The following is a 25,229-nucleotide window of genomic DNA, read 5'->3' as shown; positions in this document are numbered from 1 at the left end:
GGCGCGATCAATTTCACCTCATGGCCGAAGGAACGCAGCAGTCGGGCCCAATGGTGGGAACCACCACACGCTTCCAGCGCAATACTGGTCGGTGCCGCCTTCTGGAAGAATTTCACCATTTCCTTGCGCGTCAGCTTCCGGCGCAGGATCGGTTGCTCGGCGGCGTTCACTCCATGCAACTGGAAAACGCTCTTTGACGTATCCATGCCAATTCGGATAATCTGCTCCACGGACGGTCTCCCTCGATTGAGATCTTAACGACTCACTCTGGCACATTGCGATGCCGTTGGGAGCCGTCCACCCCAACAGTGCTCGTCACAGGGATGAGAGCAGTGCCGCGTCTGCGGCGCGGGAAGCGTTCTTTCAGCCCAAGGACTTGGTCTGGCTGGATTCCTGTGACAAGCACAGGAATGAGGAACTGGGATGTGCGGCTACTACATCGAAGCGAAGCGGCACGCTGTATACGGGCGTGACCCGGGACCCGTCGTGTCGCCTCGCTATCTTCACGGTTTATGAAGCGCGCCGAGGGACCGCACCCTCTCCACCTCATCTCTGTGACAAGCACAGAGCCCTCCGAAAAGTTTCCTACAGCGCCGCCGCGTCTTATCAGACACGCAAAGCTCGCTGCAGCACTTTGAGCTGCTCTATGTCTTGTCCATTGATAGGCTATTATATCACCCGCTCGAAGAGCGGGCCTTTGCCGCTTGTCTCTTCGCCCCGCTTGCCGGGAGAAGGCAGGGCGATAAGGGCAAACCGGGGTGCGGAAATCACCCCATGCCTTTCACCCGCGCCGCTCCCTCGTCACGGTGATGAAATCCGTTCCCTTGCCCGTCTCCAGCCCCGATTCGGTATCGGTGATCGAGAGTGACGAGCCGTTTGCAAGGAGGCCGGCGAGGCGTTCGCGGACGTCTTCGGGCACGGTGAGGCGGCTCAGCGTTCGCTCCAGCGTGTCGGGCTCGCCTTCCGCTGTGATGCCAAGTCGCTTCTTGGTCGTTTTCGGCAGCTTGTTCTCGAGCGACATGCCGAACCACTTGCCCTGTCCGGTTTTCGTGTCGAGATCCTGGAACTGCAGCAGATGTGTCCCGAGCGCCATTTCCGGCTCCGCGATGGCAATCTCGGCTTCGAAAAGCGGCTGGAATTGCCGGCGCACGCGCAACACGCCATTCAACGGTGCACTGCGGCCCGCCTTGCGAAAGACGGCTTCGATCAGCTCCGGCGTTATCTTGCCATCGTCGGGCAGAGCTTCGGCCCTTTGGAACGCTTCGATTGCGGCGGCCGTTGCCGGACCGCTGAATCCATCCGGCAGACCTGCATCGTAGCCGAGCGTATTGAGGAGCGTCTGGAGGTCGCGCACGCTCTCTTGCGTACCGCGCCGGGTAATCAGAATACGTATCGGGGCCTTCGCCTCGTCGGATGTGACGGGCGAGGGGCGTTTGTCGGTCATGGCGACTTCAACTGCGCTCCGGTTGAACTCCCCGATCGCCGGCCGCAGGGGGACGTCCGACAGGGCAGGTCCCTGCGGTCGCGACTGGCTCGGCTGGAAAAGCATTTCGTGCGCGACCTCGACCGGGGCGATCTGCCGATCCGATATGACCACATGCATGCCGTAGCCCGTCATCTTGAACAGGCTCGCCGCGAATTTGCTCGGCAGCCGCACGCAACCGTGCGAAGCCGGATAATCCGGTACATGGTTTGAGCCATGCAGCGCAATGCCGGACCAGGTAAGCCGCTGCATGAACGGCATCGGCGCATTCGAATAGATGTTCGACGCGTGACGTCGGCGCTTCTCCAGGATCGAGAAAATGCCCGTCGGCGTCGCGTGCCCGGCCTTGCCGGTTGACACTTTCGACGTGGCGACGACCGTGTCGCCGTCATAGACGACGAGGGACTGCTGCTCCCTCGATACGACGATCTGCAACGGCGCCTTGGCGCCGGCCGCAAGCGCGGACGGCGACGCCATGACGAAAACCGCGAATCCCATCCGGAGAGCGAAACGCAACACCTACCCTCGTTCAGACAGTGGCGGCACCGCAAAACGGACGACGGAGCCGTGGAAGCAGGCTAGCGTCCAATATTTAAGGAATTGCCCCATACGATGCGTCAGCCGTCCGGTCGGGCAACCGTGACGGCTATTGCCGGCGCCGCCCCTTGCCGAACGTGTAGCCGGTCTCGACGCTCGTCCTGCCGAACTTGTCGCGCAGCTTGTTGATCGCGTCCTCGGCGGCGGCACGCCGGGACGCCTGCGGATCGACGAGATCCGGCGGATCGGCGAGGTCGGGATCGGCCAGATCGCTGACGCCGATCCCGATCAGCCGGTATTTCGTCCCGTCGACCTCCTTCTCGAGCAGCTGCAGGCCGGTGCGGAAGATGCGGTCGGCAAGGCGGGTGGGGCTTTCCAGCCTGCGGTTGCGCGTGCGGGTCTTGAAGTCCGCGGTCTTCAGCTTCAGCACCACCGTCTGTCCGGCGAGGGCGGAATTTCGCAAGCGGAATGCCACTTGTTCGCTGAGGCCCCTCAGATGCGTTACGAGGTCTTCCTGGCGCGCCAGGTCGTCGTTGAACGTCGTCTCGGAGGAGACGCTCTTCGCTTCGCCTTCGATTTCGACGGATCTTTCGTCCAGGCCGCGCGAGAGCCTGTAGAGCCGCCGGCCCATCGTGCCGTAGCGGCGCATGAGGTCCGCCTCTTCCATCGTCTGGAGCTGCCCGATCGCGCGGATTCCGTCCCTTTCGAGCGTGGCGGCGAAGGCCTTGCCGACGCCCCAGATGAGAGTAACGGGTTTGGCCTTCAGGAAGTCGATGGCTTCGGCCTGGCCGATGACCGAAAAGCCGCGCGGCTTCTGAAGGTCCGAGGCAACCTTGGCCAGGAATTTGCAGTAGGAGAGCCCTACGGAGACGGTGATGCCGATTTCCCGCTCCACACGCCTGGCGAAGCGGGCAAGCGTTCGGGCGGGCGGATCGTGATGAAGCCGCTCGGTGCCGCTCAGATCGAGAAAGGCCTCATCTATCGACAGCGGCTGCACGAGAGGCGTCAGCTCCTGCATCATCGCTCTGACTTCCCGCCCGACGCGCACGTATTTCTCCATGTCGGGCCTGATCACCACGGCCTGCGGACAGGCTTCGAGAGCTTTGAACATAGGCATGGCGGAGCGCACGCCGTGGATGCGGGCAATGTAACAGGCCGTGGAGACGACGCCACGCTTACCGCCGCCGATGATCACGGGCTTGTCGGCGAGCTCCGGATTGTCGCGCTTCTCGACCGAGGCATAGAAGGCATCGCAGTCGATATGCGCCAGGGTCAGCCGGTAGAGTTCGGGGTGCCGGAGGAGCCGCGGGCTTCCGCAGGCGAGGCACCGCCGTGCCTGGGCGGCTTGCTCCTTGAGGCAATCACGGCAGAAGCCGGAGGGTGGGGCGGCGCTGTCGATCATATCCGGAACAAATGTTGAACGGGGCGACTTTACGCTCTACGCTGCTGAGTCTCAAGGCGGCGGCTGGAGGCTGTTTTGGATATCGCAGTTAAATTTGAGACGGTGCCGGCCGATCGCCGGCCGGACTTCGGGATGCTCCTTAGTCGGCACGGCGCACTCGGCACCGGGCGGTGCACCGCGCTGCGCACGCCGCGTGCCGGCAGCACTCAGCCTTCCTCGAAATCGCGCGGGCCGGAGAGGGCATGGTGCGCCCGGACGACCTCGTCCGGCGAGGTTTGCGTTTCGTTGCAGAAGGCCATCAGCGTCGGCTCGTGCTCCATCAGGAACGCAACGATGCCCCCCATGAAGCCCGGCTCGCCGACGGCGCCGCGCAGGGAGGCGGGATCGGTGCCGGTGAGCGCCAGAAAGCGCGACATCAGCTCAGGCTCGTTCGCGAGCCAGGTCAGGATGGCGATCGCCGTATCCTCAGCGTTCTTCATGATATCCGCTCTCTTCTCGTTTGCCGGCCGCAATTACCTATTTTTCAACCAAATCGCGCTAGCCTGGCGATCGACGAAAAGGGTCGAGTCGCCGTTGTTGCAACTTAAATCTCTCCCGGAGACTTGCAAGGCGGCGGCAGACAGCAAGGGATCGACATGCCCAAACAGGTGATGATTGTTGAGGATAACGAGCTGAATATGAAGCTCTTCCGCGACCTGATTGAGGCTTCGGGCTACGCGACGATCCAGACGCGCAACGGCATGGAAGCCCTCGAACTCGCGCGCAAGCACCGTCCCGACCTGATTCTGATGGACATCCAGTTGCCGGAGGTTTCCGGCCTCGAGGTCACGAAATGGCTCAAGGAAGACGATGAGCTTCACGTGATTCCGGTTATTGCCGTAACCGCTTTTGCCATGAAGGGCGACGAGGAGCGCATCCGCCAAGGGGGATGCGAGGCCTATGTTTCCAAGCCGATTTCCGTTCCAAAATTCATTGAGACCATCAAAACATATCTGGGCGATGCCTGACTGCCAGAAAGATCGATATGACTGCGCGCATCCTCGTCGTTGATGACGTACCAGCCAATGTGAAGCTCCTGGAAGCGCGGCTGGTGGCCGAATATTTCGACGTGCTGACGGCTCCGGACGGGAATGCCGCCTTGGCGACATGCGAAAAGACGCCGGTGGATCTGGTCCTGCTCGATGTCATGATGCCGGGGATGGACGGTTTCGAGGTCTGTGAAAGATTGAAGGCGAACAGCCGGACCGCGCATATTCCGGTCGTGATGATAACGGCACTCGACCAGCCGTCCGATCGCGTGCGCGGGCTGAAGGCCGGCGCGGACGACTTCCTGACCAAGCCCGTGAACGATCTGCAGCTGATGTCGCGCGTGAAGAGTCTCGTACGCCTGAAGAACGTCAGCGACGAGCTGCGTCTCAGAGCTCAGACGGCACAAACGATCGGGCTGCAGGAGACGGCCCGCGTCGATCGGCCGGACGAGCCCGGCAGCGTTCTGCTCGTCGATGGCCGTGCTTCCTCACAGGAGCGGCTGACGCGTGCCCTGAAGCCGATCGCCGATGTCGCCGTCATATCGGACCCGCAGGCCGCTCTGTTCGAGGCTGCCGAAAGCAGTTTCGACCTGATCATCGTCAACGCGAATTTCGACGATTACGACCCCCTGCGTCTGTGTTCGCAATTGCGGTCGCTCGAGCGGACCCGCTTCATTCCGATCCTGCTGGTAACCGAGCAGGGAAACGATGAGAGAATCGTCCGCGCACTCGAACTGGGCGTGACGGACTACATCATGCGCCCCGTCGATCCGAACGAACTTGTCGCCCGTTGCCTAACGCAGATCCGGCGCAAGCATTGCAACGATCGCCTGCGCGCCAGTGTACAACAGACGATCGAATTGGCCGTGACCGATGATCTCACCGGCCTCCACAACAGGCGCTATCTGGAAAACCACCTGAAGCTGCTGATCGATCGCGCAACCACAAGGGGGCGTCCGCTGTCGATCTGCATCACGGATATCGATCGCTTCAAGCGTGTGAACGATACCTACGGTCATGATGCCGGTGACGATGTACTGCGCGAATTTGCCAACCGCGTTCGCGCCACGGTGCGCGGCGCGGATCTCGCCTGCCGTTTCGGCGGGGAGGAGTTCGTGGTCGTCATGCCGGATACGACGCCCGAAATGGCAGCGATCGTTGCGGAGAGACTCCGACTGGCGGTCGAGAGCCGTGGCTTCGACATTCCGCAGGCCGCGACGGTCCTGAACGTCACGGCGTCGCTCGGCATTGCAACCCTGAGGCCGGATGGCGATACGGCCGAGGCTTTGCTGAAGCGCGCCGACATGGCGCTCTATCAGGCGAAGAACGGCGGACGGAACCGGGTTGTCGCTGCCGCGGCCTGATCCGCCGCACATGCTGTGCTATTGAGGGCCTCGCGGGCTCTTCCAGTTGCGCTCTTCTTCGCGCGGCCGTGCCGGAGTAAGCACATCCGCAGGCGACACTGTCCGATTTTGGAACAGAATTAACCAAACGCCGAGCAACCCCTGCTCGGCGATTAAGAATGCGTTGATTTTTTTTTAGTTTCAGGCAATGCTGATAAGCGAGGAAGGAAACTTCCACAGAATTCGGTTACCCCATGATGCTCAGGTCCGCCGCATCTCCTGGGTCGTGGGGTCGGTCGGCTGGCCTCGGACTTGCGGATTCCTCGTGCTGCAACCGGACCAGTCGACCCCCATTCGAAAACGCCGCTTCGAAAGAGGCGGCGTTTTCGTTTTATCCCTTCGTTCCGTCCCTCCGGAGAGGGCAAAGAAAAAGCGCCGGCCCCGCGGGCGGCGCTTCTGGATCGAAGAAAGCGGCGACCTTACTTGATCTTGGCTTCCTTGAATTCGACGTGCTTCTTCGCGACCGGATCGTATTTCGTCTTCGTCATCTTGTCGGTCATCGTGCGGCTGTTCTTGGTGGTGACGTAGAAGTAACCGGTGTCGGCCGTCGACAGCAGCTTGATCTTGATGGTGGTAGCTTTCGCCATGGTCGTCCTGCCTTTATGAAAAATTGAAAGCCGTGGACAACCTGTTGCGGGCCACGGTCAAGTTGCCGCGAAACTACAAATCACGATCGAAAAGTCAAGACCGTTTTGGTTTCAAAACGATGCGGACCAGGGAAAGTACGACATAAAGCCCGAAGAAGCCGGCGATTGCCCAGGCAAATCCGTCATTGCCCGTCACATCCATGGCCGCCCCGATCACCTGCGGACCCGCTACCGTACCGACCGCGTAGGAGAACACGAAGGCGGCGTTGGCGGCCGCAAGGTCTGATCCCTGGAGACGGGAGCCGAGGTGGCTGAGGCCGACCGTATAGAGACCGGAGACGCATCCGCCCCAGAACAGAAGAACAAGCGCCATCAGAAACCAGTTTTCGACCAGCATAGGCAGGAACAGGGCGCCTACGAGCCCGATCAGGGTCAGCGCCGACAGGATCGTACGGCGGTCCTTCACGCGGTCGGAAAGCATACCGAGGGGGATCTGAAAGATGAAATTGCCGACGCCCATGACCGTCAGCAGCAGCGCTGCCTGCGATTCGCTGAAGCCCGCGCGCGTCCCGAAGATTGGAAACAGGGAAAGGCCGCCATATTCCACCGCCCCGAAGATGAAGACGGCGGCCGTCGCGGTCGGCACCAGCAAGACATAACGCATGAAATGGCGTTTCGGCTTTTCGTCCAGCACCGGGCTCTCATTGCGCGCGAGAAAGATCGGAATCGCGGAAAGCAGGATGACGCCCGCGCCGACCGCGAAGGGCAGGAAGCCTTCGCTGCCCAGGATCGAAAAGAGCAGGGGACCGCTCGCGAAGCCGAGCGAGAGTACCGTGCCGTAGATCCCGAGCACGAAGCCGCGCCTGTTGGGGGGCGCGGTGGCGTTGATCCAGAACTCCGAAAGGATGAAGAGGACAGTGATCGCGCCGTGAAAGACGATGCGCAGGGGAAACCAGAGCCAGAAATTCGTGAGGTAGTAGAAACCGAGCGAGCTCGCCGCCGCAAACACTATTGCCAGCAGCATGGTCGGAGCGACGCCGTGACGATGGGCGAATTTCATGGTGAACGGGGCGGCGGCCATCGATGCGAGGCCGGCCATTGCTGCATTCAACCCGTTCAGCGTGGGCGCGATGCCCCGCTTTTCCATGATGACGCTGAGCAGCGGGAGCCCCAGACCGATCGCGATGCCGACGGCAGTGATCGACGCGAGCGCGGCGATCAATGAAGGCCAGTGGATTTCGTCAACCGGTCTTGACGTACCGGGCGGCGGCTTCGACATGCGATAGGGCCCTCAGAGAAGCGTACGGTGAAAGCGCCCATGGCGCGTAAAATAAAATGGAACGGTTCTTTCAGGCGGAAGCGAAGGATCCGATTCGAGATCGTTTCTCAGATCCGAGAGGATGATCGCGGTGATCTCCGGCACGCGAAGCGCGGAAAAGTCGTTGACATCGATCCATTGCAAATCCTGAAGCTCCCGGCTTTCCGCCACCAGTGAGGGATCGATCTCAGCCTCGTCCGCGAAAACGGCAAAGAACCGCGTGTCAAATCGCCTCGGCAGTCCCGGAGGAGTAATGGCCCGCGCCATATAGCGCAAATTCGAAAGATCGGGAAGAAACGGAAGCGCCGAGCCTTGGCGCTCGTGCGTCCGGCCGAGGCTTATTCCGGCTTCTTCGTAGAGCTCTCTCGCGGCCGCAAGTGCTAGCGCGCGTGCGCGAGCCACCGTGATAGCCCGCCCTTCGCCTGCCCTGAGAGATCGCAGAACCGCCGGATGAAGATCGCCGTCAAATCTCAGGCGATGGTCGCCGGGATCGCGGCGGCCACCCGGGAAGACGTAAAGGTCCGGCATGAAGACGTGGGCGCTGTGGCGTTTGCCCATCAGCACGCGAATGTCCTTGCCCGATCTGTCGAGAAGCATGATGGAGGCCGCATCGCGCGTCCTGACCGTCGGACAACTCTCCGCTTCGGCGTCGAGTGCGAAAGCGCGGCCGCCAAGCCGCTCCGGGGTCATGCCGAAGGATCTCGCGGCGGAAGGACGTCTTCCGGCAGATCGTCGTGACCGCCGAAACCGTGCATTCTCAACGCCCACTGCAGGCCGATGACCGCGCCCTTGACCGGCTGCATCAGGGCGAGCGAACTGGCAAGCGTGACCGGCGCCCATATAGCGAGATGCTGCCATGTCGTAAGCGGCAGCACGAGATCGGTCATCATATAACCGCCGAGCACGGCATGGCCGACGATCGTGACGACGATGTAGGGCGGGAAGTCGTCGGCGCGGTGGTGATCCATGCGTTCGCCGCAAGCTTCGCAGGCGTCCACCGATTTAAGGAAGGCGCGGAACAGCCGACCGCGGCCGCAGGCCGGACAGGATCCGAAAAGGCCACGCTTGATCGAGCGGCCGACAGGCCTTTTGTCGCCCTCCGCTCCGCCGAGCTGAAGCATGTCTGTCGCCGTTGCCTTCATGTCCAATCCTCGTGCCGGACGTCGCGCGTCCGGCTCTCAGTGCCTGCCGCGGGGCGGTCGCGTCCCCGGCCGTTTGCGTGCACCCGTCCGGTCGCGGCGGCCGGCCTTGTGGAAGGAACGCATTGCCGTCGGCATCTTTCGTCCCTCGCTCAGCATTTCGAAACGGAGTGCACCGGCCAACGGCACCGCTTCTACAAGCTTGACCTGCACCGGGTCTCCGAGACGGTAGCCCAGCCCGGACTTCTCGCCGGAAAGGGCCTGATGCGCTTCATCATAGATGAAATAGTCGCGCCCGAGCGTAGATATAGGGATGAATCCGTCGGCGCCATAGGCGGGGAGAGTGACAAATAGTCCCGCCTTTGTGACGCCGGAAACCCGTCCGTCGAACTCCTCGCCGACGCGGCCGTTCAGATGATGGGCGATCAGCCGATCGATGGTATCGCGTTCAGCCGCCATGGCGCGCCGCTCGAAGGTCGAGATTTCGGCGGCGATATCGTCGAGCGTTGCTTCTTCCTCGGGCATGATGCCGCCTTCGCCGAGCCCGAGCGCGGAAACGAGCGCGCGGTGCACGATCAGATCCGCGTAGCGCCGGATCGGCGAGGTGAAGTGGGCGTAGCGCAGCAGGTTCAGGCCGAAATGACCGATATTTTCCGGGCTGTAGATCGCCTGGCTTTGCGAGCGCAGTACCATCTGGTTCACGATCGTCTCGTAAGGTTTTCCGTCGGCCTTCGCGAGAATCCCGTTGAAATGGTTCGCCCGCATGTTGCCACCTTTGGCGAGCGCGATCTCGAGTGTCGCAAGGAATTCGCGAAGGCTCTCCTGCTTGGCGAGCGACGGCTGGTCGTGGACACGATAGATCAGAACCTGACGCTTCTGTTCCAGCGTCTCGGCGGCGGCGACATTCGCCTGTATCATCATCTCTTCGATGAGCTTGTGCGCATCGAGGCGTTCCGGCACGAACACCCGATCGACCGTTCCGTCCGGTTTCAGGATGATCTTGCGCTCCGGCACGTCGAGTTCGAGCGGCTGACGGCGCTCCCTTCCGCGTGTGAGGATACGATAGGCTTCCCAGAGCGGTTTGAGGATCGTATCCAGTATGGGGCCGGTCTTGTCGTCGGGAGCACCGTCGATCGCGGTCTGCGCCTGTTGGTACGAGAGCTTGGCCGCGCTCCGCATCATGATGCGGTGAAACGTATGGCCGGCCTTGCGGCCTTCCTTGGAAAAGCGCATCCGGACCGCAAGCGCCGGGCGGTCGCCGCCTTCCTTCAGGGAGCAGAGGTCGTTGGATATACGCTCGGGCAGCATCGGTACGACCCGGTCCGGAAAATAGACCGAGTTGCCGCGTTTCAACGCCTCGAGATCGAGTGCCGAGCGTGCCCGGACGTACCAGGAGACGTCGGCGATCGCGACGGTGACGATGACGCCGCCGGGATTGTCCGGCGACGGATCCGGCTCCGCGTAGACCGCGTCGTCGTGATCCTTGGCGTCTGCCGGGTCTATGGTGATGAGCGGCAGGGTGCGCCAATCCTCGCGATGGGCCATTGTTGCAGGTCGCGCGGCTTCCGCCTCCTGCAACACCTTCTCCGGAAAGACGTGCGGGATACCATGCGCATGGATGGCGATCATCGAGATCGCCTTTTCAGATGCGACCGAGCCGATGACGTTCTGCACCTGCGCGCGCGGCAGACCGTAGCGGCCGATCCGCGAGAGATGCGCTTCGACGAGATCGCCTTCCTTGGCGTCGCCGGTGAAGTCCGGATCGATGAGGAGTTCCTCGCCCCGCTTGTCGATCGGCATCAGTCGGCCGCCACCACCCGGCGTGGCGCGGAAGACGCCGAGCACCGCGTCCTTGCGCTTGTCGAGCACCTTGATGATACGCGCGGTATAGGCGGGGCCGCCGCGTTCCTTGGCCGGGAAAATCTTTGCGAGCACCCGGTCGCCGAGACCGCCTACGGGCGTCTTGCCCTTGGCCCTGGCGACGCTTGATTGCTTGATCAGGACTGCGGGCGCGACGCCGTCGTCGTCGAGCCACTCGGCCGGGCGGCCGATCAGGTCGCCATCGACATCGCGAATGGTAATGTCAAGAACGGTGACGGGCGGGAGCCCGCCGGGACGAACGAGCGACTTGCGCTTCTTCTCGAGGAGTCCGTCCTCCTCGAGCGAGCGCAGCAATCGCTTGAGCTCTACCCGTGCTTCGCCCTTCAGGCCAAACGCCTTGGCGATATCGCGCTTCGAGGCGTGTTGCGGGTTCTCGGCGATGAAGCGCATCAGCACCTCGCGGGAAGGAACGACGCCGTGAACGATCGTCTCCTTTTCTCCGGCCGGTGCCGTCCTGGCCGCGCGGCCGGACTTCTTGCCTGCGCCCTTTGCGGGCGTTTCGGTCGGGTTGCGCGGAATCCTGGTCAAAGTCAGTCCTTCTTGGCCTTCGCGGCCGCTTTCGTTTTCGTCTTCGCTGCTGATTTCGGCTTCTCCGCTTTCGCGGTTCCGGCCGATGCAGCCTTGGCAGACTTCGCTCCGGCCGATTTTGCCGCGGCCGATTTTCCCTTTGCCGCCTTGCCCTTGGTCACGCCGCCCTTCGCTTCGCGCTCGGCGATGAGCGCAAGCGCTTCCTCGACCGTCACCGATTGCGGGTCCTTGCCCCGCGGCAGCGTGGCATTCACCTTGCCCCAGTTGACATAGGGTCCGAAGCGTCCGTCGCGAACAGTAATCGCGCCGCCGTCCGGATGTTCCCCAAGCTCCTTGAGGGCCGCCGCGGCGGTGCGACCGCCGCCGGCGCCCTTGGACTGCTTGTCGGCAAGGACGGAAATCGCGCGGTTCAGACCGATCGAGAAGACGTCTTCGACCGACTCCAGATTGGCATAGGTGCCGTTGTGAAGCACGAAGGGGCCATAACGGCCGATGCCGGTGGAGATCATCTTTCCGCTTTCCGGATGCGGCCCGATGTCGCGCGGCAAGGAGAGAAGAGCCAGGGCCTTCTCATGATCGATCGCTGCAGGCGTCCAGCCCTTCGGCAGGCTGGCGCGTTTCGCCTCCTTGCCGTCGCCGCGCTGAACATAGGGGCCGAAGCGGCCGTTGCGTAGCGTGATCTCCTCGCCGGTATGCGGATCCTTGCCGAGGCTTTGCGGCTCGTTCGCTGCGGCTGCTTCGGCGTCACCGCTGCTGTCGGAGGAGAGTTGGCGCGTGTAGTTGCATTCCGGGTAGTTGGAGCATCCGACGAAAGCGCCGTACTTTCCGAGTTTCAGGGACAGTTTGCCGGTGCCGCAGACCTGACAAAGGCGCGGGTCGCCGCCATCTTCCCGCTTCGGGAACACGAGCGGTGCCAATTCCTCGTTGAGCGCATCGAGCACGTTGGTGACGCGCAGTTCCTTGGTGTCCTCGATCTGGGAGAAGAAGTCCTTCCAGAAGTCGCGCAGCACGTCCTTCCAATTGAGCTCGCCCGCCGAAATCTGGTCCAGTTTCTCCTCGAGCGACGCGGTGAAGTCATATTCGACATAGCGGGTGAAGAAGCTTTCGAGGAACGCCGTGACCAGACGGCCCTTCGCCTGCGGCACCAGCTTGCGCTTGTCGATTTCCACATAGTCGCGGTCGATGAGGGTCGTGACGGTCGCCGCATAGGTGGACGGACGGCCGATGCCGAGTTCTTCCATCTTCTTGATGAGCGTCGCTTCCGAATAGCGCGGCGGCGGCTCGGTGAAGTGCTGGCTGGCGTTGATCTTCTGCTTGGCAAGATTTTCGCGCGCGTTGATTTCCGGAAGGCGGCCGCCCTCGTCGCCGTCATCCGACTGCTCGCCGTCTTCCTTCATGTCGGTATAGGCTGCGATGAAGCCGTCGAAGCGGATGACCGAACCGGTTGCCCTGAGGCCCGCCTTCTTGCCGGCATTGTCGGCAACGATCTCAGCGGTGGTGCGCTCGATCTCCGCAGATGCCATCTGGCTCGCGATGCCGCGCTTCCAGACGAGATCGTAGAGTCTGAGCATGTCGCCGTCGAGGAAGCGGCGAACCTGGTCCGGCGTGCGGTCGAAATCCGTCGGGCGAATGGCCTCGTGCGCTTCCTGGGCGTTCTTTGCCTTGGTGGAATAGAAGCGCGGCTTTTCCGGAAGATAGCGCTCTCCGAACTGGCTGCCGATCGCCTGGCGCGCGGCGGCGATCGCTTCCGGCGCCATCTGCACGCCGTCCGTACGCATATAGGTGATGAGACCTACGGTTTCTCCGCCGATATCGACGCCTTCATAGAGCTTCTGCGCAACCTGCATGGTGCGCGATGCCGAGAAGCCGAGTTTCGAGGAGGCGGCCTGCTGCAGCGTCGAAGTGGTGAAGGGCGGGGAGGGGTTGCGCTTGACCGGCTTTGCCTCGACGCTCTCCACGACGTAGCTCGCGCCGTCGAGCAGGGACTTCAACCGGTTGGCTTCCTCGCCATTGCCGATCGCCTTCGGCGGCAGCCGCTTGCCGTCGGCCGAAACGAGGCGCGCTTCGAATTCGTCGCCGCGCGGTGTCTTCAGAAGCGCCGAGATGTTCCAGTATTCTTCGGTGACGAAGCGCTCGATTTCCGCCTCGCGGTCACAGACGAGGCGCAGCGCCACCGATTGCACCCGGCCCGCGGAGCGTGCGCCCGGCAGCTTGCGCCAGAGCACGGGCGAAAGATTGAAGCCGACGAGGTAGTCGAGAGCGCGGCGTGCGAGATATGCGTCGACCAGCGAGGCATCGATGTCGCGGGGTTCGGCCATCGCATCGAGCACGGCCTTCTTGGTGATCGCATTGAAGACGACGCGCTTGACCGGTTTGTCGCCGATGACCTTCTTCTTCCTGAGAAGGTCGAGCACATGCCAGGAGATCGCCTCGCCCTCGCGGTCGGGGTCGGTTGCGAGAATGAGACCGTCGGACGATTTCACCGCATCGGCGATGTCCTTCATCCGCTTGGCGGAGGCGCCGTCGACCTCCCAGGACATCTCGAAGTCTTCGTCGGGGCGAACCGATCCGTCCTTGGCAGGCAGGTCACGCACATGGCCGAACGAGGCAAGCACCTTGTAGCCTGGGCCCAGGTACTTGTTGATCGTCTTGGCCTTGGAAGGCGATTCCACCACTACAACATTCATCGACATTCTCTGAGACAACTTGTTTGGCGACCCTGCGCGCCAATACCGACGCCACGACATGGACAGGGATTCGGGCGCGGTCAAGGGGTTTGATCGAAAATAGCTATATCGCGCTCGACCGCAACCAAGCGGCAACATTCGAATCGGCTCAACCGGTGGTCGTCATTCTTGCCGTTGTCTTTGGCGCGGCGACCGAAGGATCCGAGCCGTCATTCGGCGGTCGCGAGCGATACGAGATTGCCTCCGTGCCGGCAGAGCTGACCGGCAAGATCCAGTTCGACGAGCACCATATGGATCTGCGGTGCGGCAAGCCCCGTATACCGAATGAGATCGTCGATCTCGACCGGCGTCGGCCCGAGAGCCTCGACGACGCGCGCGCGATCGGTGTCGTCCGGGGCCGGCGGCGTCGATCGCGGTTCCTCGATTCCCCGTTCCTTCACGTCCAGCCGCGAGAAAAGATCGTCGCGGCTGAGAGGCGCCAATGCCTCGATCACGTCCGCCGAAGAGGTCGTGACGGTCGCGCCCTGTTTCAAGAGATCGTTGGTGCCGTGACAGCGCGGATCGAGAGGCGACCCGGGCACGGCAAAGACCAGCCGGCCGAAATCGGCCGCGTAACGCGCAGTGATCAGTGACCCTGAGCGGCTCGCGGCTTCGACGATCGCAACACCGAGGCTGATGCCCGCGACGAGCCGGTTCCGCCTCGGGAAGTCCCGGGCGCGCGGTTCCCAGCCGAAGGGCATCTCGCTGACCGCCAGCCCCTCGCCGGAGACGATTTCCTGCAGCAGGCTGAGATTCTCCGGCGGGTAGGGGCGGTCGAGGCCACCCGCGAGCACGGCGATCGTGCCTGTCCGCAGACTGGCGCGGTGGGCGGCCGTGTCGATGCCGCGGGCGAGCCCTGATGTAATGACATAGCCGGCAGCTCCGGCGTCGCGGGCGACCATCGCCGCGAACTTCGCGCCGCTGACCGAGGCATTGCGTGAGCCGACGATCCCGAGCGAGGGGCGGGCCGCCGCCTTCAAATTGCCCTTCGTCGCGAGAAGAGGCGGGGCGCCGTCGATCTGTCTGAGCGCATCCGGATAATCGGGCTCGCCGATGCCCACGAACACGGCGCCGAACCGGTGTGCGGCCTCGAGTTCTCGCTCGGCTTCTTCCACCGTGGCGACGCGGAAGGACCGGTCCGCCCCGCCACGACGCGAAAGTTCCGGCAGCGCCTCGAGCGCCGCCTCTGCAGTGCCGAAATGGCTGATCAGATCGCGGAAGGTTGCGGGGCCGACATTGTCGCTTCGGATCAGCCGCAACCATGCGATTTTCTGCCGTTCGCTCAGCGCCATCCCGGCACGTCGAGCGCCCGGCGGCATCAGCCCTTTTCTCCGATCCGGCTTTCGGTGCCGCTTAGAAGGCGCTGGATGTTGGCGCGGTGCTTGATCCAGGCGATGGCCGTCATGACCGCAAAGAGCACGGCCACCTTGCCGTGGCCGGCTGCATAGAGCGCGATGGGGACGACAGCGGTAGCGACGAGCGCCGACAGGGATGAGTAGCGGGTGATCTTTGCCATTGCCAGCCAGATGACTGCGAAGAGGAGCACCATCACCGGCACGAGGCCGAGCAGTACGCCGATATAGGTGGCAACGCCCTTGCCGCCCCGGAACGAAAGCCAGACCGGAAACAAGTGCCCGATAAAGGCGGCAAAACCGGCGGCGATGCCCGCTTCGACACCCCAGTAGGATGCGATCGCCGCGGCAGCCGTGCCCTTGAGCGCATCCAGCAGCAGCGTCGTGGCGGCAAGCTTCTTGTTGCCGGTTCTGAGCACGTTCGTCGCGCCGATATTGCCGGAGCCGATCTTGCGTACGTCACCGAGGCCGGCCATCCGCGTCAGGATGAGGCCGAACGGGATTGAGCCCAGCAGATAACCGAAAACAAGGCATGCGAGCGTCGAAGGCAGCCCCAACTGCCAGGAAAACATGTCCACCGGTCCCCCCTTCCGCTGACTCGCGCCGGTTATGCCGAATGCACGAGTTCGCCCGCAACATAGGTTTGGACGACCCGTCCGGTAAAGCGTGCATTTTCGAAAGGCGTGTTCTTGGAGCGTGAGACGAGTGTCTCCTTGTGGAGAACCCAAGGCTCGTCAAGGTCGATGACGGCGATGTCGGCCCGGGCGCCGGGCTTCAGCGTGCCGGCATCCAGGCCGAAGATCGCGGCCGGGCGGGTGGACAGAGCATCGATCAGCCGCATCAGCGGCACTTCGCCGCTGTGGTAGAGCCGCAGAGCCGCTGCCGCCAGGGTTTCGAGACCGATCGCCCCGTCCGCGGCATCCGCGAAGGGCAGGCGCTTGGTGTCGACATCCTGGGGATCATGGGACGAGACGATGATATCGATCGTTCCGTTGGCCAGCGCCTCGACCATTGCGACGCGATCGTCCTCGGTGCGCAAAGGCGGCGAGAGTTTGAAGAAAGTCCTGTACTCGCCGATGTCGTTCTCGTTCAGGGTCAGGTGATTGATCGAGATCCCACAGGTGACGTTGGTGCCGTTCTCGCGGGCGATGCGAATGGTCTCGGCCGATTCGGGAACGGAAATTTCGGCTGCGTGATAGGCCGCACGGGTCAGGCCGGCGATGCGCAGGTCGCGTTCGAGCGGAATGATCTCGGCTTCGCGCGGAACGCCGGGAAGGCCGAGCCAACTCGCCAGCAGCCCTTCATTCATGACGCCGTTGGCGCCGAGATACTTGTCTCGGGTCTCGAGCGCGACGACGGCACCGAACTCGCGCGCGTAGGTCATCGCGCGGCGAAGCACGAGCGTATCGTGTACCGGCTGTCGCCCATTGGTGAAGCAGACGGCGCCCGCATCGCGAAGCAGCCCAATCTCGGTCATCTCCTGGCCAAGCAGTCCCTTGGTCAGGGCCGCCGCCGGATGCACGTTGACGAGCGCCTTGTCGCGCGCGGTCTTCCGCACGAATTCGACCAGCGCCATATCGTCGATCACCGGATCGGTGTCCGGCATGGCGATGAAAGAAGTGACGCCGCCGGTCGCCGCGGCACGCGAGGCCGACTCGATCGTCTCGCGATGTTCGCTGCCCGGTTCGCCGACGAAGACGCGCGCATCGACCAAGCCCGGAACGGCGGTGAGACCGGCGCAGTCCTTGACGAAAGCGTCCGCAGGTACGCCCTGGTTCTGCGCATCCTTTCCTGCCGCGAGGATACGGCCGTCGTCCCCGACGATGACGGTGCCGGTTTCGTCCAGGTTCCGCGAAGGATCGACGATGCGGAGGTTCTGCAGAACGAGTGGTCTGGTCATAGGCGCGGCCCCTGGTTCTGGGAGAGAAGCAATGTTTCCATCACGGCCATGCGCACGGCGACGCCCATCTCGACCTGCTGTTCGATCACGCTTTGCGGCCCGTCGGCGATCTCCGAGGCGATCTCGACACCGCGGTTCATCGGCCCCGGATGCATGACGAGCGCGTCGTCCTTCGCGACCTTGAGCTTCTCGGCGTCTAGGCCGTAGTAATGAAAGTATTCGCGCACCGAAGGCACGAATGAGCCGGCCATGCGCTCGCGCTGGAGCCTCAGCATCATCACCACGTCCGCATCCTTGAGGCCCTCGGCCATGGAGTGGTAGACCTCCGCGCCCATCTCGGCGATGCCGGCGGGAAGCAGCGTCGCCGGCGCGACGACCCGCACACGGGCGCCCATCTGGTTCAAAAGCAGGATATTGGAGCGGGCGACGCGCGAGTGGAGAACGTCGCCGCAGATCGCCACGATGATCCGCGAGAGCTTGCCTTTGGCGCGCCGGATCGTCAGCGCGTCGAGCAGCGCCTGCGTCGGGTGCTCGTGCTGGCCGTCGCCGGCGTTGACGACCGAGCAGGAGACCTTCTGGGCAAGCAGCGAGGCAGCCCCGGCCGACGAGTGGCGAACGACCAGCACGTCCGGGTGCATGGCGTTCAGCGTCATCGCCGTATCGATCAGCGTCTCGCCTTTCTTCACCGAGGAATTGCCGACGGACATGTTCATGACGTCGGCGCCGAGCCGCTTTCCGGCGAGCTCGAATGAAGACTGGGTCCGGGTCGAGGCTTCGAAGAACAGATTGATCTGCGTGAGCCCGCGCAGCGAGGAGGTCTTTTTCTCCCTCTGTCGAGAGATCTTGACGGCCTCGTCGGCGCGATCGAGCAGGAGCGTGATATCCTGTTCCGTCAGCCCCTTGATGCCGAGCAGGTGGCGATGCGGGAAGGTGATCATGGGCCGCCCTTGCCTTTCTGGAATTCGGTCGCTCTATAGAACGTGGACCCCGGCGCGGCAAGCGGCGCGCCGCCCGTTCCGAAGAAAACTTGGGCCGACAGAATTGTTTCCATTTGGACAGGAAAGGCTCTAAAACCGGCCAATGAATCAGATGAACCGGACAGAACAAAAACTTGCAGAACTGAACCAGCCCAAGCCCTGGTCCGGTGTCAACGCCTTTCGCTCCGACCCGCTGGTGGTCGACATTACGTCCAGCATGCCGAAGACGCTGCGCGACGAGTTCGATGGGCTTGGGCGCTATGTGACTTCGCCCGAGGCGCAGGAACTGGCCCGGATGGCCAATGAAGGCGTGCCGAAGCTGAAGACGCACGGGCCGCGCGGGGAGCGCCTCGACGTCGTCGAGTTCCATCCCGCCTGGCATGCGCTGATGCGCCGATCCATGACGACCGGCCTGCATTCTTCCGCCTGGGAGAACCTGCCCGATGAGCGCGGCCGCTCGCACAAGGTAAGGGCGATCCGTTTCTATCTGACCGCGCAGCTCGAATGCGGCCATCTCTGCCCGCTGACGATGACGAGTGCCTCGGTCGCGGCGATTACCGCTTCCCCCGCCGTCCAGAAGGAATGGGCGCCGAAGATCCTCGCGCGCAAATATGATTCGTCCAATCGGCCGTGGATGCAGAAATCCGCGGTCACGATCGGCATGGGCATGACCGAGAAGCAGGGCGGCACGGATGTGCGCGCCAATACTTCCACGGCCGAACGGGTGGGGGAGGGCATTTATCGCCTCACCGGACACAAATGGTTCATGTCCGCGCCGATGAGCGACGCTTTCGTCATGCTGGCACAGACCCGGGAGGGGCTCGGCTGTTTCCTGGTCCCACGGCTGCTGGAGGACGGTGGGGCCAACGGTCTGCGTTTCCAGCGCCTGAAGGACAAGCTGGGCAACCGATCCAATGCGTCCTCCGAGGTCGAGTTTTCCGACACTTTCGGTTTCCTGCTCGGTACGCCGGATGCCGGTATCCGTACGATCCTGGACATGGTGACGCTGACGCGGCTCGACTGCGCGCTGGCTTCGGCCGGCATGATGCGCGCATCGCTCGCCGAAGCCGTCCATCATACCCGCGGCCGCAAGGTTTTCGGCAAAGCGCTTGTCAGCCAGCCGATGATGACCAGAGTGCTCGCCGACATGGCCCTGGATGTCGCGGCCGCAAGCGCGCTGTCGTTCCGCCTGGCCGAAGCCTTCGATAATGCCCATGGCAGCGCCGAGGATGCCGCTTACGCCCGCATCATGACGCCGGTCGCGAAATACTGGTGCTGCAAGATCGCCCCCGCGCTGATCTACGAGGCCATGGAGTGCATGGGCGGCAACGGCTATGTGGAGGAGCGGGCGCTTGCGCGCCACTACCGCGAAGCGCCGGTCAATGCGATCTGGGAAGGCTCCGGCAACGTTATGGCGCTCGACGTCCTGCGGGTGCTCGGGCGCCGCAAGGAACTGTTCGAGCAGCTCTTCGCAACGATCGGCCGCGATCTGGGTCCCGCCGGGCGCAAGACGATCGAGGTTCTGCGTGCCGCCATGTCGCTCTGCGAGCGCGACGAGGGCGCGGCACGCATGCTGGTCGAGCAACTGGCGCTGGCGGCGGCGGCTGCCGAACTCTACAGGCTCGGGGCCGGGCGCATCGCCGATGCGTTTCTGGAATCGCGCCTGGCCGCCGGCTGGCGCTCGACTTACGGCATGCTCGATTCGCGCTTCGATTCGGCCTATGTCCTCGATCTGCTCTATCCGGCCGCGACATAGCCCGTAACGAAGAGCACGAGCGGTATCGTCAGAAAGGAGGCCGCCGTCTGGATCGTGGCGACGGAGGCGTAAAGCTCCGCGTCACCCCCCATCTGTTTGGCCAGAAGATAGCCGTTCATGGCGGTGGGGACGGCCGCACCCACGGCGATGACCAGCAGGGCATCCCCCCGGATGCCGAGAAGCGCGCTGCCGCCCACCATGAACACCGGCATGACGATCAGCTTGAGCACGACCGCGAACAGGGCTGGGATGCTCGGGCTCAAGGCGTCGGCGACCTTGAGGCCGGCCCCGACCAGGATCAGACCAAGCCCGAGCGAAGCGCTCGCCAGCATGTCGACCGCCGTCATCACCGGCTCATAGAGTTCGATGCCCGTCAAATTGAACAATATCCCGAGCGCCGACGAGATGATCAGGGGATTGGTGATGATCTTCAAAAAGAAAAAACCGATGCCACGGCTGCCGCCGCCGAACCAGGTCAGAACGGCGATATTGTAGAAATTGATCGGGATGATGAGCAGTGCCATGACGAGGGCCGTCAGGCTGAGTCCAACCGCGCCGAAGAGTTTTTCAGCGACCGCCAGTGCAATGAAGGCATTCCATCGCGTGGCCGTCTGGAAGACCGACGTGAAGGTGGGGCCCGAAATGCCGCTTCGACGCAGCAGAGGCCAGGCCGAGAGGAGGGCGGCCGACATCAATGTCACGCTGCCGACCGTCGCGACGGCCGTCGCATCAGCCTCGAGTCCGGCCAGGTCCGCCTTCGCCAGCGTCGAGAAGAGCAGCGCGGGAAAGAGAAAATAATAGCCGAACTGCTCGAGCCCGATCCATAGCCCCTGGTCGACAAGCGTAGAGCGCCGGAGCGCGACACCAAGGATCACCAGCAGGAAGACGGGCAGAATGCTTTCGAAGACGATGGTCATCAGGGCTCCAGGCAGGTTCACGCACGTAGCGCCGCGCGTTCTTATGAGGTGCGCAGAACTCGCTGTAGGCCGCTGGACCGGCGGCCGCAAGCCGCCTTTCACCGTGAATATTAACCTTAACAAATGGTTTACGTTGCGCTTCTGCCTCCGAGGCGGAGATACTGGCGGTGCGATTTTTTCAAGGATGGAACGGAGCGGCCGGTGAGAGCTGCCTTGCTGATCATCATGGTGATGTTTTTTGCCGGCCTGGCGCTCGATATAGCGAGCCTCGCGGCCGTCCTGACCACGTTCGTCCTGCTTGATCGTGCGATCTGCTCGCTTCTGCGCGGCCATCAGCGGGAGAGGGGCGCTTCATGAAGTGGTTGCTCATCTTCTGGGGCGGTCCCGTGATGCTGCTTACGGGCTGGTACGGGCTCTCCTATTACGACATGAGCTTCGGCGTCTTCATGCTGACGCGGGAGGCGCATGAGCTCGTCTTCCGGGTTTACGGGAAAATCCTGGGAATGCCGCCGGAAACCATTCCGCCGCTCGTCGCCCGGGCCATGATCGTCGACAGCCTGATCGTGTTCGGCCTTGTCGCGCTCAGGAAGCGGCGGCAGATCGCGGCCTGGTATCGGCGCCGTTACGGTGCGTCACGATCGCCGGAAGCGCCTCTCGCCAGCGATGCCAATCTATCCAGCGCTCCCTGAAGAATGAAGGAAGCGGCTGCCGAGTCGATACGTTCGGCCCGCTTTTTACGCGATACGTCCATTTCGATCAGTACCCGCTCGGCTGCCACCGTCGACAGGCGTTCGTCCCATAGGACGAAGGGGATATCCGTCTTTTCCCCCATGTTGCGCACGAAGGCACGCGTCGCCTGGCAGCGCGGCCCCTCGGATCCGTCCATGTTCACCGGCAAGCCGATGATGAAGGCCGCGATCCCTTCCTTCTCCGCAAAGGCCAGGAGCGCCTGCGCGTCGGCGCCGAACTTGACGCGGCGGATCACATCGCGCGGCGTCGCAAAGCGCCGCCCCAGATCGGAAACCGAAAGGCCGATCGTTTTCGTCCCGAGATCCAGGCCCGCCACCGACCGATAGGGCGGCAGCCGCTCCGCGAGTTCCTCCATCGTGAGAATTGCCATGGGATTTACCGATTCGATCTTTCCAGTGCGCTGGTCTGATCCATATGCTTGTCCTAGACATAAATCGAACGATTTTATCGCCCGACTCGTCCGGGGTGCCGCGCGCGATCTGAGGAGAACATCATGAACATCAAATGGCTGGGACATTCCGCCTTCCACATCGAAACGGCGAAAGCCAAAATCCTGATAGATCCGTTTTTCACCGGCAATCCCGCCTTTCGGGACGAGGAGCGCAAGGCCGCAACGGCGGGACTGACCCACATTCTGCTCACCCACGGCCACGGCGACCACGTCGGCGACACCGTTGCCATAGCCAAGGAAACGGGGGCGACGGTCCTTGCCAATTTCGACCTCTGCATGTGGCTCGGCCGCCAGGGCGTTTCGAAGCTGGAGCCAGGCAATACGGGCGGAACCATCCAGCTCGGGAGCTTCACGGCCACATTCGTCAACGCGCTGCACTCGTCGGCGCAAATCACCGACGACGGCGTTTCGCATTCGCTCGGCAACGCCAATGGCCTTGTTCTCCATTTCGACGACGAGCCGACGCTGTATCACATGGGCGACACGGACATCTTCTCCGACATGGCGCTCGTGCAGGAACTGCACGAGCCGGAAATCGGCATCGTGCCGATCGGCGACCGTTTCACCATGGGCGGTGCCGTGGCCGCGCTCGCATGCCAGCGTTACTTCAAGTTCAATACGGCGATCCCTTGCCACTATGGCTCCTTCCCGATCATCGACCAGACGCCGGAGACCTTCGTTGCGGGCATGGACGGCGCCTCGACATTGGTCGCAACCCCCGAGGTCGGTGGCGCAGTAACCCTCTGAAGAGGAGCGCAGCCGAACCGGAAACCGGTCGGCGCTATTCGCGAGTTGCACGTTGTGCAACTCGCCTTTATAGCGGGGGAAACTTTGCGATACCGGAGACGATCATGTCCGTAGACCTTGCCACCGTGAAGCGCGTCGCGCGCCTTGCCCGCATCGCCGTCAGCGATGAGGAAGCCGAGCGGATGACCGGCGAACTCAACGGTATCCTGGGCTTCGTCGAGCAGCTCTCCGAAGTGGATGTCGACGGAGTCGAGCCGATGACGTCGGTGATGCCGATGAAGATGAAAAAGCGCGACGACATCGTCGCGGATGGTGACAAGGCGGACGACATTGTCGCCAACGCGCCGAACTCGGATCGCAACTTCTTCCTCGTTCCGAAGGTGGTCGAATAACCACCCGCCGTCCGCCCCGCCGTTTTGAATGCGAAAGTCCGATTGCACCATGACCGACCTTACGAGCCTCACGATCGCCGAAGCCCGCGCGAAGCTTTCCGCCAAGGAGATCACCGCGGTCGAGTTGACCGACGCCTATCTTGCCGCGATCGAGGCAGCCAACCAGACGATCAACGCCTATGTCGCCGTCACTCCGGAAAAGGCGCGCGAGATGGCGAAGGCATCGGACGCCCGCATCGCGGCCGGTAAGGCCGGCGCGCTCGAGGGCATCCCGCTTGGTATCAAGGATCTCTTCGGCACGGAGGGCATCCACACGCAGGCATGCAGCCACATACTCGACGGCTTCGAGCCGCGCTACGAGTCGACCGTGACCCAGAACCTCTGGAACGACGGCGCCGTCATGCTCGGCAAGCTTAACATGGACGAGTTCGCCATGGGCTCGTCTAACGAGACCTCCTACTACGGACCGGTCAAGAACCCGTGGCGCGCTAAAGGTTCGAATCTGGACCTGGTTCCGGGCGGCTCTTCCGGCGGCTCGGCGGCCGCGGTCGCGGCGCGTCTTTGCGCCGGCGCCACCGCGACCGATACCGGCGGCTCGATTCGCCAGCCGGCGGCGTTCACCGGCACCGTCGGCATCAAGCCGACCTACGGACGCTGCTCGCGCTGGGGCGTCGTCGCCTTCGCCTCGTCGCTCGACCAGGCGGGCCCGATCGCCCGCGACGTGCGCGATGCGGCGGTCCTGTTGAAGTCGATGGCGAGCATCGATCCGAAGGACACGACATCCGTCGATCTGCCGGTGCCGGACTACGAAGCCTCGATCGGCCAGTCGATCAAGGGCATGCGGATCGGCATTCCGAAGGAATACCGCGTCGACGGCATGCCGGAGGATATCGAGGCGCTCTGGCAGCAGGGCATCGCCTGGCTCAGGGATGCCGGCGCCGAAATCGTCGATATCTCGCTGCCGCATACGAAATACGCGCTGCCCGCTTACTACATCGTCGCTCCGGCCGAAGCGTCGTCCAACCTCGCGCGTTACGACGGCGTTCGCTACGGCCTGCGCGTCGACGGCAAGGACATCATCGACATGTATGAAAAGACGCGCGCCGCCGGCTTCGGCCAGGAGGTAAAGCGTCGTATCATGATCGGCACCTATGTACTCTCCGCCGGCTATTACGATGCCTATTACCTGCGCGCGCAGAAGGTCCGGACTTTGATCAAGCGCGACTTCGAGCTCGCCTTCCAGGCGGGTGTCGATGCGATCCTGACGCCGGCCACGCCGTCCTCCGCCTTCGGCATTGCCGACGAGGACCTCGCATCCGATCCGGTGAAGATGTACCTGAACGACATCTTCACCGTGACGGTGAACATGGCCGGCCTTCCGGGTATTGCGGTGCCGGGCGGGCTCGACCGCAAGGGGCTGCCGCTCGGTCTGCAGCTCATCGGCAAGCCCTTCGAAGAAGAAACGCTGTTCAAGACGGCCCATGTCATCGAACAGGCAGCCGGCCGCTTCACGCCCTCCAAATGGTGGTGACGGCGTAAAGAGGCGTAATCCGTCGAAATCGCGGCAAACCGACCGCATCGGATGCCGGAGACGATATCTCCGTCATCCGGTGCAATTCGGATCGCCGGCGCTCAGCGGTTGTTGAGCTCCGATCTGACCAGATGCAGTCCGCGTTCGGTGATGCGATAGGGCTTACCGGCCGACGATTTGATCGCTCTCTTTCGTTTCAGCTTACGGAAAAGCTCGAGATCGACACCGGGATAGACCCAGCCGTCTCTCGTAAAGCAGCGAACGTCCGCGATCGCCTTGCCTTCGCGCGTGATTTCAATGCGGCCGCCCTGGGCCAAATGGTGAAGAATGCGCTGTTCGGCGCGTGAAATGTCCATCGTTGGAGTGTTCCGGAATGGCGTTCGTCAGAACGCAGGAAAACGTTCCGTTCTTCGTGAGAAGAGCG

At 63.0% G+C, this 25,229-nt stretch carries 24 protein-coding genes and 1 pseudogene; 8 read left to right on the top strand and 17 right to left on the bottom strand.

Going from position 1 to position 25,229, the window contains the following annotated elements:
- The 4 genes and pseudogenes from ACTJKL_RS29920 to ACTJKL_RS29905 all read right to left on the bottom strand — a co-directional run.
- A pseudogene (locus ACTJKL_RS29920) lies at positions 1 to 230 on the bottom strand (IS110 family transposase); the annotation flags it as partial.
- Between the two features lie 551 nt (positions 231 to 781).
- The gene (locus tag ACTJKL_RS29915) at positions 782 to 1,999 is read right to left on the bottom strand and encodes a L,D-transpeptidase family protein (RefSeq protein ID WP_379942133.1); all 1,218 of its coding nucleotides are present in this window, start codon (positions 1,997 to 1,999) and stop codon (positions 782 to 784) included.
- Between the two features lie 130 nt (positions 2,000 to 2,129).
- On the bottom strand, positions 2,130 to 3,422 hold the full coding sequence (locus ACTJKL_RS29910) for a DNA polymerase IV (RefSeq protein WP_379942135.1): 1,293 nt from the start codon (positions 3,420 to 3,422) through the stop codon (positions 2,130 to 2,132).
- Positions 3,423 to 3,628: 206 nt separating this feature from the next.
- On the bottom strand, positions 3,629 to 3,901 hold the full coding sequence (locus tag ACTJKL_RS29905; RefSeq protein ID WP_026168581.1) for a DUF3572 domain-containing protein: 273 nt from the start codon (positions 3,899 to 3,901) through the stop codon (positions 3,629 to 3,631).
- A gap of 156 nt (positions 3,902 to 4,057) precedes the next feature.
- On the opposite strand from ACTJKL_RS29905, the gene ACTJKL_RS29900 reads away from it, so the two are divergent.
- Both ACTJKL_RS29900 and ACTJKL_RS29895 read left to right on the top strand, forming a co-directional pair.
- A complete protein-coding gene (locus ACTJKL_RS29900) occupies positions 4,058 to 4,429 on the top strand; it encodes a response regulator (RefSeq protein WP_003537642.1) in 372 nt (123 codons plus the stop codon).
- Between the two features lie 17 nt (positions 4,430 to 4,446).
- Positions 4,447 to 5,814, top strand: a complete 1,368-nt coding sequence (locus tag ACTJKL_RS29895) for a PleD family two-component system response regulator (protein WP_100672208.1) — start codon at positions 4,447 to 4,449, stop codon at positions 5,812 to 5,814.
- A 458-nt stretch (positions 5,815 to 6,272) separates the two neighbouring features.
- Here ACTJKL_RS29895 and rpmG read toward each other — a convergent pair whose 3' ends face one another.
- The 10 genes from rpmG to ACTJKL_RS29845 form a co-directional block, all read right to left on the bottom strand.
- On the bottom strand, positions 6,273 to 6,440 hold the full coding sequence (gene rpmG / locus ACTJKL_RS29890) for a 50S ribosomal protein L33 (RefSeq protein WP_003537640.1): 168 nt from the start codon (positions 6,438 to 6,440) through the stop codon (positions 6,273 to 6,275).
- 94 nt (positions 6,441 to 6,534) lie between these two features.
- The gene (locus tag ACTJKL_RS29885) at positions 6,535 to 7,719 is read right to left on the bottom strand and encodes an MFS transporter (protein ID WP_100672209.1); all 1,185 of its coding nucleotides are present in this window, start codon (positions 7,717 to 7,719) and stop codon (positions 6,535 to 6,537) included.
- 12 nt (positions 7,720 to 7,731) lie between these two features.
- Entirely contained in the window at positions 7,732 to 8,448 is a 717-nt protein-coding gene (locus tag ACTJKL_RS29880) for an NUDIX hydrolase (RefSeq protein WP_275596417.1), read from the bottom strand.
- Positions 8,445 to 8,900, bottom strand: a complete 456-nt coding sequence (locus ACTJKL_RS29875; protein WP_275596416.1) for a DUF983 domain-containing protein — start codon at positions 8,898 to 8,900, stop codon at positions 8,445 to 8,447. Before ACTJKL_RS29875 ends, ACTJKL_RS29880 begins: the two co-directional genes overlap by 4 nt.
- Before the next feature lie 36 nt (positions 8,901 to 8,936).
- Entirely contained in the window at positions 8,937 to 11,306 is a 2,370-nt protein-coding gene (gene rnr, locus ACTJKL_RS29870) for a ribonuclease R (RefSeq protein ID WP_440854564.1), read from the bottom strand.
- A gap of 2 nt (positions 11,307 to 11,308) precedes the next feature.
- Entirely contained in the window at positions 11,309 to 13,993 is a 2,685-nt protein-coding gene (gene topA, locus ACTJKL_RS29865; RefSeq protein WP_275596414.1) for a type I DNA topoisomerase, read from the bottom strand.
- Positions 13,994 to 14,202: 209 nt separating this feature from the next.
- Complete coding sequence (dprA, locus tag ACTJKL_RS29860; protein ID WP_440854563.1) at positions 14,203 to 15,351, bottom strand: DNA-processing protein DprA; 1,149 nt, start codon at positions 15,349 to 15,351, stop codon at positions 14,203 to 14,205.
- Entirely contained in the window at positions 15,351 to 15,962 is a 612-nt protein-coding gene (gene plsY, locus ACTJKL_RS29855; protein ID WP_100672215.1) for a glycerol-3-phosphate 1-O-acyltransferase PlsY, read from the bottom strand. Before plsY ends, dprA begins: the two co-directional genes overlap by 1 nt.
- A gap of 29 nt (positions 15,963 to 15,991) precedes the next feature.
- Entirely contained in the window at positions 15,992 to 17,284 is a 1,293-nt protein-coding gene (locus ACTJKL_RS29850) for a dihydroorotase (protein WP_440854562.1), read from the bottom strand.
- Complete coding sequence (locus ACTJKL_RS29845; protein ID WP_003533035.1) at positions 17,281 to 18,222, bottom strand: aspartate carbamoyltransferase catalytic subunit; 942 nt, start codon at positions 18,220 to 18,222, stop codon at positions 17,281 to 17,283. Before ACTJKL_RS29845 ends, ACTJKL_RS29850 begins: the two co-directional genes overlap by 4 nt.
- A gap of 142 nt (positions 18,223 to 18,364) precedes the next feature.
- Here ACTJKL_RS29845 and ACTJKL_RS29840 point away from each other — a divergent pair, with 142 nt between their 5' ends.
- Entirely contained in the window at positions 18,365 to 20,017 is a 1,653-nt protein-coding gene (locus tag ACTJKL_RS29840; RefSeq protein WP_411932872.1) for an acyl-CoA dehydrogenase family protein, read from the top strand.
- Here the strand turns inward: ACTJKL_RS29840 and ACTJKL_RS29835 are convergent.
- Complete coding sequence (locus tag ACTJKL_RS29835; protein WP_100672217.1) at positions 19,999 to 20,934, bottom strand: AEC family transporter; 936 nt, start codon at positions 20,932 to 20,934, stop codon at positions 19,999 to 20,001. The two genes, ACTJKL_RS29840 and ACTJKL_RS29835, sit on opposite strands and share 19 nt — an antisense overlap.
- A gap of 201 nt (positions 20,935 to 21,135) precedes the next feature.
- Here ACTJKL_RS29835 and ACTJKL_RS29830 point away from each other — a divergent pair, with 201 nt between their 5' ends.
- Together ACTJKL_RS29830 and ACTJKL_RS29825 are read left to right on the top strand one after the other, a co-directional pair.
- Positions 21,136 to 21,291, top strand: coding sequence for a hypothetical protein (locus ACTJKL_RS29830; RefSeq protein WP_440854561.1), 156 nt, complete (start codon positions 21,136 to 21,138; stop codon positions 21,289 to 21,291).
- Positions 21,288 to 21,623: a DUF6105 family protein gene (locus ACTJKL_RS29825; protein WP_275596409.1), complete on the top strand. Its 336-nt coding sequence runs from the start codon at positions 21,288 to 21,290 to the stop codon at positions 21,621 to 21,623. The genes ACTJKL_RS29830 and ACTJKL_RS29825 overlap by 4 nt, the downstream gene beginning before the upstream one ends.
- Here ACTJKL_RS29825 and ruvX read toward each other — a convergent pair.
- A complete protein-coding gene (gene ruvX / locus ACTJKL_RS29820) occupies positions 21,557 to 22,054 on the bottom strand; it encodes a Holliday junction resolvase RuvX (RefSeq protein ID WP_018094881.1) in 498 nt (165 codons plus the stop codon). The two genes, ACTJKL_RS29825 and ruvX, sit on opposite strands and share 67 nt — an antisense overlap.
- A 123-nt stretch (positions 22,055 to 22,177) precedes the next feature.
- On the opposite strand from ruvX, the gene ACTJKL_RS29815 reads away from it, so the two are divergent.
- From ACTJKL_RS29815 to gatA, 3 genes are all read left to right on the top strand, one after another.
- On the top strand, positions 22,178 to 22,882 hold the full coding sequence (locus ACTJKL_RS29815; RefSeq protein ID WP_324763259.1) for a metal-dependent hydrolase: 705 nt from the start codon (positions 22,178 to 22,180) through the stop codon (positions 22,880 to 22,882).
- A 104-nt stretch (positions 22,883 to 22,986) separates the two neighbouring features.
- The gene (gatC, locus tag ACTJKL_RS29810) at positions 22,987 to 23,274 is read left to right on the top strand and encodes an Asp-tRNA(Asn)/Glu-tRNA(Gln) amidotransferase subunit GatC (protein WP_003533050.1); all 288 of its coding nucleotides are present in this window, start codon (positions 22,987 to 22,989) and stop codon (positions 23,272 to 23,274) included.
- A 49-nt stretch (positions 23,275 to 23,323) separates the two neighbouring features.
- Entirely contained in the window at positions 23,324 to 24,805 is a 1,482-nt protein-coding gene (gene gatA, locus ACTJKL_RS29805; protein ID WP_100672220.1) for an Asp-tRNA(Asn)/Glu-tRNA(Gln) amidotransferase subunit GatA, read from the top strand.
- A gap of 101 nt (positions 24,806 to 24,906) precedes the next feature.
- Here gatA and ACTJKL_RS29800 read toward each other — a convergent pair whose 3' ends face one another.
- Positions 24,907 to 25,161 carry a YjhX family toxin gene (locus ACTJKL_RS29800; RefSeq protein ID WP_018094884.1) on the bottom strand — a complete coding sequence of 85 codons (255 nt, stop codon included), beginning with the start codon at positions 25,159 to 25,161 and terminating at the stop codon, positions 24,907 to 24,909.
- Positions 25,162 to 25,229 lie beyond the last annotated feature (68 nt).

Origin of the sequence: Sinorhizobium sp. 22678 (assembly GCF_052044265.1) — a bacterium.
Classification (GTDB): domain Bacteria; phylum Pseudomonadota; class Alphaproteobacteria; order Rhizobiales; family Rhizobiaceae; genus Sinorhizobium; species Sinorhizobium meliloti_A.
Note: the sequence above shows the minus strand (reverse complement) of the source record. Positions and strands in the feature narration are given on the sequence as shown.